The sequence below is a fragment of the Algibacter sp. YIN40 genome, assembly GCF_057219435.1.
In genome coordinates this window covers 1376542-1391593 of the sequence record NZ_JBXVVC010000001.1, presented here as the reverse complement: position 1 = coordinate 1391593, position 15052 = coordinate 1376542, and the positions used below count along the sequence as shown (strand labels likewise).

Sequence of the window (15052 nt, the reverse complement as noted above, 5' to 3'; positions counted from 1 at the left end):
ACAATGTTTCAATAATTAGATTAAGAAGACGGTTTCCTAATGTTGTAAAAGGCGTCAAACCTTATATTGAATTTCCAACACCAGATACTATTTTACAATACCACGACATTATTACTGTAAAAGGAAAAACAGAAGATGTGGATAATATGATTTTGAAATTTAAACTTAATTTGATTCCTTTTAAAAACAATAACGATGATTTAAAGGATGAGTTCATAAATCAAGAAGTAGGTATGGCAGAAATGATTGTGACACCTAAATCGCTTTTTTTAGGACATAACATCCCAATGGGATTGTATTTGGAACAAGCTGGTATTCAATTATTAGCTGCTTCAAGAAATAACAAGCCTCTAAAAGATAAAAACGTAGCTGTAAAAGCTGGAGATGCATTTATTATTCGAGGCACTTGGGAGCGTATAGAACATTTAAAAAATGTTTATAAAAATCTTGTGATTTCTGGAAACCCAGAAAGCATGTCTAAGGATGTAAATACGTTAACCTATAAATCTTACATTTCATTAGCAATGCTTTTACTAATGATTGCATTACTTGTATTTAAAGTTGTTCCTGGAGCCATTGCTGCTATGGTTTCTGCGGGTGTTATTTTATTAACGGGATGTGTACCAATGGCTAAAGCCTATAAAGGTATTAGTTGGATAAGTGTCGTGATGATTGCAGCAATGATTCCTATGGGTATTGCACTTCAAAAAACTGGTGTTGCAGAACTTGCTGCTAATAGTTTAGTTACTAATTTAGGAAGTATACACCCCATTGTATTATTAGGTGGCATATTTTTATTAACTACTGGTTTTAGTCAAGCCATTAATAACTCAGCTACAGCGGTTTTAATGGCTCCAATAGCTATATTAGCTGCCACGTCTTTAAATATTTCGCCCGAACCATTTATGATTGTTGTTGCCATTAGTGCTTCTACTGCTTTTTTAACCCCTATTGGCACAACAACTAATGCCATGGTTATGGCTGCAGGCGATTATAAATTTATGGATTATGTAAAAGTTGGTGTCCCTTTATTACTACTATTTTTCATTTTATCTTTGATTTTAGTGCCTGTGATTTGGCCTTTTTAAATCAAAGAAACTTATTCTTGAAAAAGAATGACTCCATCTTTAACTATCTGGTTAATCAGTTGATTGCAAAAATTATTTGCTGCCGATTGCAATGATGAAGGGTCTACCAGTGATGATTCTCCTGTCCATACCCAAGTATCTTTACCTGTAGTCAGCTCTCCCTTTAAATTATAAAAAACAGCTTCTAAAACATAAGATTTTGTTGGAACATAATACCCTGGTTCATTAATAGTAACATAACGTCTGTAAATATATTTACCTACTCGATAATATCCAGCTGGTACTGAATAAGACTGACCAGTTTGGTAACGATGACTATCATTTACATCAATCAGACTTATAGTTAAAATACCATCTAAATTATTATCTTTTATAATTTGAATGTAATTTTCTGGTGTTTGAGCTTCCTTTGGCATTTTTTGTGGAAACATATTAACCCCTACAACAGCATTAATATTATTTTCTTTTAATAAATCCACTGCTTTATTTTCAAAAGCTAAACGAGCATTTAAATCATTACTCATTCCTATAACAGCAATTTTCCTATAATTTTCTCCGTTATAGCCTTCTTTAGTATAACTTGAAGATAAAGTAGAAGCGCAACTTGTTAGAATAACAGAAATTAAAACACTAAAAATTATATTTTTTCTCATGATTACATAATTGTTTATGCTTTTTAAGTTTACTTAATAATAAGTAACTTTATAGCTATATAAAAATATGGATTTGCTATGAAGAAAACAATTTTGATGTTTACAATTTGGGCCTTATTTTTCATGTCATTAGCCGCCCAAGACTTATCACCTATCTACGAAAAAGTAAGTCCAGCGGTTGTTGCTATTTACACACAGGAAAACAATATAGTCACATCACCGAATAATGTTTCTCAAACCATTACGAGTTCAGGTTTAGGCTCAGGTTTCATGGTATCAAATAAACTAGTCGTAACTGCAGCTCATGTTGTAAAAGTGCCCGATACTTTAGTTGTACAGTTTTCAGATGGAGAAACTATACCGGCTAAAGTAATTACTTCCTATGATAGCGCAGATATAGCATTATTAGGATTATCTAGACCAAAAACTAATGCCACAATTGTAAAATTTGGTGACTCTAACGAGATGAAAATTGGACAACGTGTATTTATTATTGGTGTACCATTGGGGGTGGGTTTTTCACTATCTTCGGGATATATTAGTGGATTTAAAAAACAATATCTTGGGAAAAATCCATTTACCAATACCGATTTTATTCAAACCGATGCGGCCATAAACCAAGGCAATTCTGGAGGGCCTATGTTTAACTTAAACGGCGAAGTTATAGGGATTGTAAGTCATATTACTTCTAATTCAGGTGGGTCAGATGGTATTGGCTATGCTTCAAGTTCTAATTTAGCTACTAAACTTCTATTAAATAATAAAATGCCGTGGTTTGGAGCAGAATTATATTCCCTATCTGGGAAAGATGCTAAATTATTTAACCTACCTCAATCTAATGGCCTCTTGGTTCAGCGTATTGCTTCCGCTTCTTTGTTTGACAAAATGGGGGTAAAAGAAGGTGATACAGAGGTAATTATTGGTAATAAGAAATTAATTTTGGGCGGTGATATTATATTGGCCTTTAATAATATAAAATATGAAGTTACAGACGATGCGCTATTAAAAATAGCAGACTTCGCAAACAGCTTAGATAAAAATCCTAAATTTGAAATGACTGTTTTCCGTGAAGGAAAAATTATCATTTTAAAATCTTTATAAGGAATAAATGTAAACTTGTTTTTTGGATTTCAATGACAAATAATTATTATTTTCCCTAGTTCTTTTTTCTACTCACACTATATATAATCTTACTAAAAGTCTCTAGGTGTATTATGTACTGTTCAGGTGTTAATAATGTTTTCATTTTAACATTCATTTTGCCCTGAATGCTATTGAATTTTTCAGCAATTTCACTATCAGTATAATCTTTATCTTTATCATCTAACCTTGACATGTCATAAGTATGAAATAAAAGAATGTTATAATACTTTTCTCTTTTTTCCTCAGACAGCTTCATTTTAGTAACTTCATCTGCATAGAAACGTTGGAGATTGCTCTTCTCTTCAGAAGTGAAGATATTCACTTTGTTCTGTTCCCTTTCTTTTTGTTTTTCTGTCATCTGTTGTGAAAAAGAGCTTGCAGTTAGAAAGAGGAATGCAAATGTCAATAATACTTTAAATGATTTCATATTTTAAATTGTTTGTGATTATATTTTAAAAATTCGTTCTTGTTTTTTTTATTAATTTTTAATGTCATTTTGGCTGCTTTGATTTATGTATTTTCCAACAACAATTGCTGTTATAACAACTAAGTAAATTTGCCCCATTAAACCAATTAAAATAGCTGCTTTATGTGCTAAAGCACTAATAGGTAAAACATCTCCATAACCAATAGTTAAAAGCGTGATATAACTATAGTACATTAAATTTTCAGTAATTGAAATACCTTCTATTAAGCCTGAAAATGAATTGGGGTATGCCATTTCAATACTTAAACAGATAAAAAATCCTATTAAACCAAGAGAAATGTATCCGCTAACCAGTCCAAATATTACATTTTTACTTACTTTTTTTGCTTGCCACACTTGCTTTATAATTTCTGACGTTACTACAATGTAAAACAAAAAGTAAGTTCCCATTTCAATAAATCTCACTAAAGCTTCATGAGTAGTTTCTATTAAATTAGAACCTAATAAAAAAGCACTAATAACAAGCAGTAGCACTAAAAACCACATGACTTTTTTTTGCTTTAATAAAAGCACTATTCCTGCTAATAAATTCAATAGAAATAATGCAGGAGATAAAAAGGTTTCAAAAATAATTGATGGTACAATTAACGACCCAAACAAAATAGCTATTTGACTAAAGAAGAATATCTCAAATCGATATGGATATAAACGTTTTAACATTCCTAATCTAAAAGCGCATCATTAAACTCATAATCTTTATAATTCACTTTATACATCACGCTATAAAATGCTGGAATAAATAGTAATGTAATTACAGTTCCAAATAATAAACCAACCATAATAGTTACCGCCATAGGTTCCCACATTTCGCCTCCACCAAGATATAAAGGAATTAGACCCAATACTGTTGTAAAAGTTGCTAATAATATTGGCCTAAAACGCTGTAAACATGCTGCTATAATAGCATCTTGTGGTTTACGTTTTAATTCCGATTCTTCAATCTCAATTCTATCTACTAAAACGATGGCATTATTAATAACTATACCTGCTAAAGAAATCACTCCCAAAAATGCCATAAACCCGAAGGGCACACCAAACAATAAAAGTCCCAAAACCATCCCAATAACTCCCAACGGAATGGTGCAAACGATCATCACCATTTTTCTGAATGAATTAAATTGAATGATTAATAGCATTACAATAATAAAAGCTGAAAGTGGTAAATAGCCGGCAACTGCTCCCATGTTTTCGGCAGAACTTTTAGCATCCCCTCCTAATTCATAAGTATAGTCTTTACCCCAACCATCTTTTTGTTCTTCTAGCCAGGGTGTAATCGCTTGAGTTACTTCAGAAGCATTACCTGTAGTTGTTAATTCGCTTGACACCTTAATCGTTCTTGTTAAATCAACACGCTTTATTTTAGAGTATTGCCATTCGGGAATGATAGTCGCTACCTGTAATAAAGGGACGCTTTTTCCTGAACTTTGCGCATATATATTTAAGGTTTCTAATGACGATAATGATTGTTGCTTGCTTTGGTTACTCTTCATTATGATTGGAATGGATTTATCGCCTTCCCGATACTCACCTGCTTGAAAACCATCTAAAACGGTTTGTAGTGATGTCGCAATATCTTGATTTGTAACGCCAGCAGTTTGTGCTTTATTTTGATCAATATCAATAACAAATTTCTTCCCTTTAGGTCCCCAATCGTCTTTAATATTTTTTGTTCCAGAAATGGTAAATAACTTTGCTTTAATTTCTTCGGAGATATTTGCTAATTTATCTGGGTCATCCCCCGATACTTCAATTTCAATAGGAGTTCCGCCGCCGCCAGAACCTAGCAAACCAACTTTAATATCGGCATTTGGAAAATTTTCGAAACTGAACGCATCTAGTTTTTCAACCATGAGATTATTCACCAAAAAAGAAGAGGTATTAATTAAAATATGTGCATAATTAGAATTAGCTTCATCTGCATTATAACCTAAATCGTAAGCGGAAGGCCCTTCGCCTATATAAGCCGACCAATCTTCAATTCCATCTGGTTTGTCTACTGTTACTTTTAGTTCTTTTTCCATAAAGTCCTCAAGTGCCAAAATAACAGCTGTTGTACTTTCAATTTTTGTATTCTCTGGTAAATTAACATCAACTGTTATCATATTACGGTCACTATCTGGGAAGAATACAAAGCCTAAAAGACCAAATCCGAAAATAGATAAAAAGAACATAAAAACTATAAGCACTAATACTGATTTTTTCCAGTTGAGCGCTACTAAGATTAAATCCTTATACTTGTTTTTTAATCCGTTAATTAATTTATCTAAGAAGCTTACTTTTCCAGCTTCTTTTGGTTTTACCTTAAGGAAAAACACACAGAATAGGGTTATAACACTTAAAGCTATAATCCAAGAAGACAATAGGGCTATTGTTATAACCACGAAAATAGGCCCCATGATATCTCCCATTACCGATTCTGCCATAAAGAAGGCCAAAAATGCTGCAGAGGTTGTTAATGTTGAAATAAGTAATGGCGTAAATAATTCTGAACACGAATCTATGGCAGCCTTTTTAACGGGAATGCCTGCCTCCATTTTCACCATAACCGATTCTGCAACAACAATTGCATTATCAACCATCATACCTAATGCCATTATTAAAGCAGCTAAAGAAATTTGATTTAATCCAACATCAATTAACCCCATGACCATGAGAGTGGTAATAGTTACAATAGGAATTAAGCTTGCTATGACCAATCCTGTTCTTATTCCTAAAAAGAATAGCATTACTGCTAAAACAATAGCAATGGCTTGTAAAAGGTTTCCAATAAAATCACTAATTTTTAAATCGATGTATCTATCAATAGAAGCCAAACGAGACACCTCTAAACCAACTGGTAATTTATCCTGCCATTTGGAAAGTAGTACATCTATTTCCTCTCCTAATTTAATAATATTAGCGCCATCTTTTAAAGATACATGTAAAGAGATAGCATCCAAACCGTTAATGCGCACTTTTTGTTTTGGCGGGTTGATATACCCTTTTTTTACATTTGTAATGTCCTCTAGAGCTATTACTTGTCCGCTTTCTCCAACAGGAATCAACATCTCTTGGATAGACTTTAAATCGCTAAAATTACCAGTAGGCTCAAGAATAATACGCTCAGACTCAACGTTAATAGTTCCTCCTGAACTTAAAATATTAGTGCTACTAATAATATTTTTAAGTCTACTAGCAGTCAAGCCATAAGTCTTCAATCTAGTGTTTTCAAACTCTACAAAAACTCGTTCTTCTTGTTCTCCATTTAGCTCAACTTTAGCAGCATCTTCCAACTTTATCAAATCATCCCTCAAATCGTCGGCATAATCTTTCATTTCCGCATAGTCATAACCATCTGATATCAAACCTACTGCAATACCAAATACTTCGCCTATACCGTCATCTCTCAATTGTGGTTGGACATTACTTGGTAAGCCTTGAATAGTATTTAATTTTCGACGTAGTCTATCCCAAACAGGTTGTAACTGATCTGGAGAAACTTCCATTTTAAGTTCGACCTGAACTACAGAAAGCCCTGTACGAGATGTACTTTTTACAACTTTTAATTCGGGTAATTCCTGTGCTACTTTTTCAATTTTATCACTAACCAATTCTTCAACTCGTTCTGGACTTGCGCCAGGGAAGGATGAAACTACCGATGCCACCCTAATAGTATATGGTGGCATACTATCTCTTGAAAGTGACGCGTAAAACAACATACCCATGACCATAACAACAGCAAGGATACTTAAAACAACACGATTACGATTTATTGAAAATTCAGTAAGATTCATAAGGTTCCTTTTTAAATTATTGTAGTCTTACTTTTTGACCATCCAACAAAGTTTGCAAGCCAGCAGTAGCTATTTTGTCTCCAGAATTTAAGCCCTTTATTACTTCAAACCCAGACGGTGTTAGCTCACCTAAATCAATCCTTTGTTTTTTTACAGTTCCAATTTGTCCATCGCTTGAATCAACAATAAAAACAAAATTACCATTACCATCTTCACCTACTGACTTCACAGGTATAACCAACGCATCACTTGAAGAAGCCTCACCTTGTGCAAAATCAAAGATGACATTTGTTGCCATACCTGATTTAATTTCTGGAATTGGATTAATTATTGCAACAGCAGTAATGTAGGTCGAAGAATTAGGGTCTATACTTGGTGATACTTCAAAAACTCTACCTTCAAAAACTTTATCCTCAATAGCCGAAAACTCAATTTTGGTAGGCATATCAACTTTTACCTTATTAATAACGGCCTCTGGTAATCCAACCTCAACCTTCATGTCTTTACCTGCGTTCAATTCTGCAAATTGATGACCAGCCGAAACTTGCTCATTAACTGCACCGTCTGTCCAAACAATAACGCCATCTTTTGGAGCTGTAATAACACCATAACTTAGTTGAGTGGCTTGTATGCTTTTATTTCGTTTTGCCGATTCAAACTGATCCAAAGCTGATTGATACGAGTTTTTAGCCTGTTCATAATCGCTTAATGAATTGCTTCCTTTTTCATATAATGACTTAATTCTATCCAAACTTGATTTAGAAGTATTCATACTAGATTTTGCTGCATTTAAGGCTGAAACAGATTGTTCATATGCCAAATTTGCCTCAACATTATCCAATCTTGCGATAACATCTCCTTTTTTAACCTGTGCCCCTTTCCAATGGTTCACTTTCGTGATAATACCGCCGCTTCTAAAACTTAAACCTATGGCATCACTTGCCTTTGCTGTTCCGCTATATACCCTTGTACCCTGAACGTTTGAAGTTCCAACAACTTCATATTTTACAGGGCGCAAAATAGTTTCTTTTACTTTTTGCTCTTCTTTACATGAAATGAAAGTTACAAGACTTAATAAGGTTAATAGTGATAGTTTATTAATTTTCATAATTGAGTTTGTTAGTTTTTACTTAAAATGTAAGTATTAATTCTTTGTATAAATTCTTGATTTTCAGATTCAGTATGTACCAAAAAGAAATAACCAATAGCTCGTTCTAGTTGCATAGATATTAATAAATAATTATACGTTGCTGTTGCCCTGCCTAATTGTGCCTGTAGATAATTGGTTTGCGCATCTATTAATTGTATTACTGGCACAGCGCCTTCTTTATATGCGTTCTGTGTAAGTTCTAAACTCTCTTTTGCAGTACTTTCTGCCACTTTAGAAATTTCAATATTTGCAATCTGACCTGTTAAATCGAGAATAATATCATTCACGTTTTTTTCAATACTTAATTCAATATTTTCTTTTTCATATGTTAATTGGTCTGCTTGGATTACTGCTGTTTGACGATTAATATTTCTTTGGTTTTGATTAAAAATTGGTAAAGATAAGTTTAAACCAACATTATAAGTGCCATCAGGAGCGACAGGAATACCTGATGGTAAAGTTGATCCAACTCCAGACTGAGAAAGCGCTAAATTATATTGACCTTGCAAAGCAACCGTTGGTATAAAACGTCCCCAATCATTTAATTTGTAGGTACGTTCATTTGCGTTAAGGTTATAGCTTATGTTTTTAAGTTCTGGTGCATTTTTTTTAGCTTCTTCAACCAAGAATTCTAAGAGATAGGGACGCAATTTTGGATTATCTAGAATTGTATAAAAATCTTCATATTTATAATTTTTAAAAACTCCTTCCGACAATTCTGCATCATCAATATCTATTTCTTTAGAAATGGGTTGATTCATCAATTGATTAATGGTATAGTAACCTTGTTTTAATTGGTTATCTGCATCAATAAGGTTTTGGGTATTCTGCGCTAACTGACTGCGGAATCGCAAGACATCTGATTTACCAGATTCTCCGCCTTCATAATTTTGTACTGCTATTTCCAAATTACGTCTTGTTAATTGCAAGTTCTGATTTTGAATCCCCGTATTTGTTTTTAAAACTAAAGCATTAAAATAAGCAACACTTGCGTTAAGTAAAGCGTCTAACTCATTTGTATTATAAACCTCTTGTTGTGCATTAAATAACTCTTTTTGAATATCAATATTGGCTGATGCACTTTCTGAATAAATAAGTTGTTCTAGTATAATATTTCCAGAAGTAGAAAATTCCGGGTTTGCTCCATTGGAAATTTCAGCTACTTTAGGATCTAAATAAAAAGCATTTGCACCAGCGGTTAAATTTGGCAAATATCCACTTTTTGCTGTTTTCACATCCTGACTAGATAATTCAACTCCTTTTTTTGAAGAAGCTAAACTTAAATTCTGTTCTAATACATCTTCAATAATATCTAATATTGAGATTGAATTAACATTAAACCGTTTTCTGTCACCACCAATAAAATCTACTGAGCCCAACATAGCATAACGCAATGGAAAACCAATAAGTTTGGCAGTGTCGTAATTAATAGTGAGTTTCTGCTTGTATTCTAATAATAGTGGCAATTCTGAGGCGTTAATACCACTAGATATTGCTTCTACATTTAATGCTATTCTTCTAAAGAATTGGTCTATATTAGTTTGTGGCTGATTAGTGGCTAAAATACCAAGTTTTACATCGCGAATTCGACTTGCAGAAAAAGATGGTAATTGTTTACTATTAATTTTTCTTGCTATTTGACTAAAATCACTTTCATTTAAATTAAAACCACCTGTTACATAAACCGCATCAATGCCATCCATATCAGCATCTCTTATACCTTCTTTAGACAATGGAATAATTTTATATTGCTTATTTTCATTTTCGAAATAAGGATCAAAAACAGATGCCAAAGGGAGTGTTTCTAATAAATAGTCATCCATTATGATTCCTATTTTTTTATAATCAAAGATAGTTTTAAAGGCATCTAAATCTTTTTTATAAGATAGCGGGGCTATGATATATGTAATGTTATTAATCCCCGATGTTTTCTGTTCAGGAGGTAGATTTATAAAATCAGAATTAATTGAACCAAAAACAATAACAGGTTTGGTATACTTTTCCTGTTGACTTAAAACTATATTATCCACCACACCAAAAGACAAAATAATATCTGCATCACTATTAACCAATGATTGGTAGTTAGCTTTTGCCGTTTCTAAATTATAGTTATTTGAAAGTACTTTTTTGAAGCTTACCGTTTTATCTTGACCTAAAACTGCTCTAATTTCAGTTTTTAATTGTTCAAGTAAAGGTTGTACTTCAGGGGTATCTCTATCTGTTAAAAGACCTATTTCTATGGTTTGAGAAAAACTTAATTGCAAAATTAGAGCAAAGAAAAACACAAAAATTCTTTTCATAAGGTGGTTAGTTTTTCTATAAAAATAACACTTTTATATATAATTCAAACGTGGTAATTAATTTTTAAAGTTCTAACCTCATAAATATTAAATCTCAAATATGCTCTTGAATACTCACTAGTATACAGAATCACACAAGTACATTTATAAAATAAAGAAACTCTTAGTCTATGCATACAGATGTACATAGTTATATAGAAGTGTAAAATAATAAGCTACTGGAGGTACCACAAAAAAATCCCGAAACATTGTTGTTTACGGGATTTTTTGTTTTTAGGGTACTGATAAATTCAATTATCTTATCAAGATTTAGAATTTATCATGAACTTTTACCTTTAATATTGTCAAACTACTGTTTTTATTAAGTTGAATTAAATGGGGCGATTTATTAATAATAATTTTCTTTATAGCCTTCGTCTCTTCCATATTTAAGTAACTCATATCATGTAAAAAAGAAAAAGATTTGTTTTGAGAACCTAATAATAAATAACCCATAGATGCATCATATCGAATAGTTTCTACTTCGGCGTCAAATATATTTCCCACACCAAAAACATCCAAGTAACCATCATTATTTATATCTAAGACTTCGGTTGAAAGTGTTGGTGAAAATTGTGATTGATTAGGTAAATCAACAATTTCAAAACTTCCATTGCTATTACCTTTTAAAAACACAGAATTAAAAGTATATGCTTTATAATGTAACGCTTTGCTTAGTTTGTTTTCGCCATAAATATCGGATAGCGTAGCATTTGCAAAAGCATTATATGTTTTGAGTTTATCATTTATGAATGGGGTTTGTTGCGATGAGCATTCCTTACCTCTAACTGGCAATAAATCTCCAGTTTTTGAAACTTTACTAAGAACAACATCAAAAGTCGTATTATCATCTAAATAGTCTGCGTAAATATGTAATGGTTTTTCTTTGCTAGGATGAAATTTATTATTATTTCCCCAATTTCCAACAATGTAATTTTTGCTCCCTTCATTATCAAAATTACACTCTTTTATACTTTGATACCAGCCATCTGAATTCTTAAAAGACTCACTCTCTTTTTTTAAGAATTCATCATTCTTGTTTTCAAATAGAGTAATAGGCATCCACTCGCCTACTACAATTAAATCTTTATCTCCATCATTATCGTAATCAGAAAAAATAGCATCATTTACTATTCTCAAATCTTTGCCGCTTTTAAATACATTGGATGAAACATTAATCAATTTCCCCTTTTCATTTTTAAGTAAATAGGAATCATATGATAAAGGATATTTTCCATGTATTACACCGCCACCAATAAAAACATCTACATCTCCATCGTTGTCGTAATCGTCAACTGAAATACTTTGCGAATTAATTAAAATTTCTGGTAAGTTATTTGCCTTAATAAAATGGCCAGAACCATTGTTAATATATAATCTATCTTTAAGGTATATGCTTCCTTCTTTAAATTCATAACCCCCAGAAGCAACATAAAGATCTTGGTCATTATCATTATCAACATCAAAAAAAACAGCGTCAGTATCTTCGAAACCCTTTTCTAAGTTAAACAAATCACTATTTGTTTCTATAAAATTACCATTTGGTTGTTGCTGATATAATGATGCTTTTGAGTTTTTGGCATTACCAACAAAGAAATCGTCTAAACCATCATTATTAATATCTCCAATAGCTAAAGCTTTGCCTTTTTCTGACTGTTTTTGAGGTAACAATAATTGGAGATCGTAGTCGTTAAAGTTATTTTCCATCTGTATATAATCTATACCAAGAGTTTTTGGGTCTATATTTTCAAACAGAGGCTGAACCTGTGAAGCATTTTGTTTTTTAATATGAGCATCCTTATAATTTGCTGTAAAAAGTGAATTGATGTTAGGATTTAAAATAATCTGTGAATCTCCATTTGGCCAATTAACAACAACACTATCTATTGTCGAATAATTTCTTAAACCAAAGTGAACTTTATTTGTTACGGAAGACTGATAACCTCGACTAACAAACAACTCCTTAAATTGTTTGATGCTATCTGTATATACAGCTACTGATGCTCCTATACCGTTTTTATTTTTCGAAGGTCCCTCTAATGAAATCGTAATATAATTATTATTAGAGTTGTTTCTATAAACATGCACTTCATCAGATTGGTTATTTAAAACAATATCTAAGTCGCCATCATTATCCAAATCAGAATAAATTGCACCAGTTGAATTAACTTCTTGATTCATGCCCCATTCTATTGTCGCATTATCAAATGTCAAGTCTGTATTATTCTTAAAAATATAATTACTAAGCTTGTTTGAGGGCATCATATTAATAGCTTGGTCTAAAGAAACTTTTTTACGATTTCGAATATTAGTTTTCATTTGATTTCTGAAATCCTGATTAGACAAATCATGTTCAATCCCGTTAGTTATAAACAAATCATTATAACCATCGTTATCAAAATCGGCAATTAATGGCGCCCAGCTCCAATCTGTTTTAGCTATTCCTGCAAGTTGTCCAATTTCACTAAATATGCCGTTTCCATTATTGAGTTGAAACATATTAGACATGTACTGATAATGATAATCTGCATTAACAAGCGTATTAAAATTTTCGGTACTCATTGTTGCCATATTCTCTTTACTTCTAATATGATCCTCCGCCATCATATCTAGCGTTATTAAATCTGGTAGTAAGTCATTATTAATATCTGCATAATCTGACCCCATGCTATTGGTAGAAATATGTTTAAATCTGTTTAGTATTTCATCTTTAAAAGTTTCATTACCCTGATTAATGTATAGAAAATCTGGTTCAAGAAAGTCGTTAGCTACATAAATATCAAGTAAATCATCATTATTAAAATCACCAATGGAAGCACTTAGCCCCCACGCTTTATTTTCAACACCAGCCTCTTTTGTTATGTTAGTGAAAATTTCACCATCATTTCTGAATAGTTGATCTGAACTATATGGTTCTTTGGTCTTCTGTATCTCTGCATCAATATTTGTGTTGTTTCTAAAATCTGCTCGGTGATTAACCAAGTACATATCTAAATCGGCATCGCTATCATAATCAAAAAAATAAGCTTGAACAGAAAATCCGTAATGATCTAATCCATAATTTCCCGCTGACTCCTTAAACGTATTGTTCTTTTGGTTGATAAACAATTTATTTTTTCTTAGCTCATGACTATTTAATGAACCGGATTTACAAACATAAATATCTAACCAACCATCGTTATTTATATCTATCATACTAACACCTGTAGTCCAGCCATTTTCATCTGAAGCACCAGACATTTCTGTTATATCTTCAAACTTAAGATCACCCTTATTTAGATAAAGCCTATTAGAATTTTGGTTAGAAGTGAAATACAAATCTTCTAACCCATCATTATTAATATCTCCTACAGCTACCCCTGCACCATTATAGATATATGAATAATTAATAAAATTAAAATAAAGATCCTCTTTTACAGTATTTTTAAAGTGAATATTATTGTGCTGGTTATCTATTAAGGTAAAAAGAGTGGTGGGGTTAGATTCTATTTTTTCTTTTGAACAAGCTGTGAGTAATGCCAATAGAAATATTAGCACGTAAACGAAAACTGCGTATCCTTGTTTAAATAGATTCACTAACAATATTAGTTATAATATTATCGATTGGTCTTCTAACAAAATGTGTTGCTTTTAAACCTTTTTCCTTTAATAATTCTTGAATATAATCTTGAGCAAAATAAGCAATAGAACCAACAAAATGGAGAGGAACTTTTTTTAATTCTTCTTCATATTGCATGATATTATTTTCAATAAACTTACTTATTCCATCTAATAAAACTTTTCTAATAAAAGGATGTTTTTCATGTTCAAACAAAAAACGAGCAAATTGCGCCAAGTATTTGTTGGGAGTTGGCGATTTGTATAGTTTCTTTACAACTTCCTTTTCTTTTAAATTACAATCACTCTCAAAAATCTTACTTAAAGATTTTGGCATTCGATTATAATAATAGGCTTTTAATAATTCTTTTCCAAAAAAATTACCACTTCCCTCATCCATCAACATATAACCAAGTGCAGGCGATTTTAAGTGGGTTGTAGTCCCATCAAAATAACAACAATTAGAACCTGTACCTAAAATACAAACCACGGCAGGACTTGATGTAGTTGCATAAACGGCAGCCATAATATCTTCGTGAGTAGATGCTCTGGCATTTTTAAAAAAAGAGTTAAGAATACTATTTACTTTTTTCTGATTTTTTTTAGTACCGCAACCTGCTCCAAAAAAATGAACGGACGTTATTAAGTCTTTGTAACTAAATAGATCCTCATTCTTAGTAATAATGGATTTAAGCTTTTTCTTTGATAAGATAACAGGATTTAATCCCTTTGTTCTAATTTTAATAGGATTGGCTTTGTTTTGATTGTAAAGAACCCAATCACATTTAGTCGAACCACTATCGGCTATTAAAATCATCTTTC

The 15052-nt window shown here is 32.0% G+C and carries 10 protein-coding genes; 2 read left to right on the top strand and 8 right to left on the bottom strand.

The window, feature by feature from the left end; genetic code table 11:
• The first annotated feature begins 152 nt into the window (after positions 1-152).
• Positions 153-1088 carry an SLC13 family permease gene (locus tag AC2D6V_RS06385; protein WP_484647228.1) on the top strand — a complete coding sequence of 312 codons (936 nt, stop codon included), beginning with the start codon at positions 153-155 and terminating at the stop codon, positions 1086-1088.
• A gap of 11 nt (positions 1089-1099) precedes the next feature.
• Here AC2D6V_RS06385 and AC2D6V_RS06380 read toward each other — a convergent pair whose 3' ends face one another.
• Positions 1100-1741: a hypothetical protein gene (locus AC2D6V_RS06380; RefSeq protein ID WP_484647227.1), complete on the bottom strand. Its 642-nt coding sequence runs from the start codon at positions 1739-1741 to the stop codon at positions 1100-1102.
• A gap of 78 nt (positions 1742-1819) precedes the next feature.
• On the opposite strand from AC2D6V_RS06380, the gene AC2D6V_RS06375 reads away from it, so the two are divergent.
• Positions 1820-2842: a S1C family serine protease gene (locus AC2D6V_RS06375; protein WP_484647226.1), complete on the top strand. Its 1023-nt coding sequence runs from the start codon at positions 1820-1822 to the stop codon at positions 2840-2842.
• Between the two features lie 55 nt (positions 2843-2897).
• Here the strand turns inward: AC2D6V_RS06375 and AC2D6V_RS06370 are convergent, their stop codons facing one another.
• The 7 genes from AC2D6V_RS06370 to AC2D6V_RS06340 form a co-directional block, all read right to left on the bottom strand.
• A complete protein-coding gene (locus AC2D6V_RS06370; protein ID WP_484647225.1) occupies positions 2898-3242 on the bottom strand; it encodes a hypothetical protein in 345 nt (114 codons plus the stop codon).
• Positions 3243-3362: 120 nt separating this feature from the next.
• Entirely contained in the window at positions 3363-4031 is a 669-nt protein-coding gene (locus AC2D6V_RS06365; RefSeq protein ID WP_484647224.1) for an ion channel, read from the bottom strand.
• A gap of 2 nt (positions 4032-4033) precedes the next feature.
• Entirely contained in the window at positions 4034-7144 is a 3111-nt protein-coding gene (locus AC2D6V_RS06360) for an efflux RND transporter permease subunit (RefSeq protein WP_484647223.1), read from the bottom strand.
• Between the two features lie 16 nt (positions 7145-7160).
• Entirely contained in the window at positions 7161-8252 is a 1092-nt protein-coding gene (locus tag AC2D6V_RS06355) for an efflux RND transporter periplasmic adaptor subunit (protein ID WP_484647222.1), read from the bottom strand.
• Between the two features lie 11 nt (positions 8253-8263).
• On the bottom strand, positions 8264-10594 hold the full coding sequence (locus AC2D6V_RS06350; RefSeq protein ID WP_484647221.1) for a TolC family protein: 2331 nt from the start codon (positions 10592-10594) through the stop codon (positions 8264-8266).
• A gap of 309 nt (positions 10595-10903) precedes the next feature.
• Complete coding sequence (locus AC2D6V_RS06345; RefSeq protein WP_484647220.1) at positions 10904-14155, bottom strand: VCBS repeat-containing protein; 3252 nt, start codon at positions 14153-14155, stop codon at positions 10904-10906.
• A gap of 40 nt (positions 14156-14195) precedes the next feature.
• Positions 14196-15047 carry an N-acetylglucosamine kinase gene (locus AC2D6V_RS06340; RefSeq protein WP_484647219.1) on the bottom strand — a complete coding sequence of 284 codons (852 nt, stop codon included), beginning with the start codon at positions 15045-15047 and terminating at the stop codon, positions 14196-14198.
• Positions 15048-15052 lie beyond the last annotated feature (5 nt).

Coding starts and splice junctions, on each gene's coding strand:
- AC2D6V_RS06380 (WP_484647227.1), bottom strand. CDS start 1,741: ATGAGAAAAAATATAATTTTTAGTGTTTTAATTTCTGTTATTCTAACA.
- AC2D6V_RS06375 (WP_484647226.1), top strand. CDS start 1,820: ATGAAGAAAACAATTTTGATGTTTACAATTTGGGCCTTATTTTTCATG.
- AC2D6V_RS06370 (WP_484647225.1), bottom strand. CDS start 3,242: ATGACAGAAAAACAAAAAGAAAGGGAACAGAACAAAGTGAATATCTTC.
- AC2D6V_RS06365 (WP_484647224.1), bottom strand. CDS start 4,031: ATGTTAAAACGTTTATATCCATATCGATTTGAGATATTCTTCTTTAGT.
- AC2D6V_RS06360 (WP_484647223.1), bottom strand. CDS start 7,144: ATGAATCTTACTGAATTTTCAATAAATCGTAATCGTGTTGTTTTAAGT.
- AC2D6V_RS06355 (WP_484647222.1), bottom strand. CDS start 8,252: ATGAAAATTAATAAACTATCACTATTAACCTTATTAAGTCTTGTAACT.
- AC2D6V_RS06350 (WP_484647221.1), bottom strand. CDS start 10,594: ATGAAAAGAATTTTTGTGTTTTTCTTTGCTCTAATTTTGCAATTAAGT.
- AC2D6V_RS06340 (WP_484647219.1), bottom strand. CDS start 15,047: ATGATTTTAATAGCCGATAGTGGTTCGACTAAATGTGATTGGGTTCTT.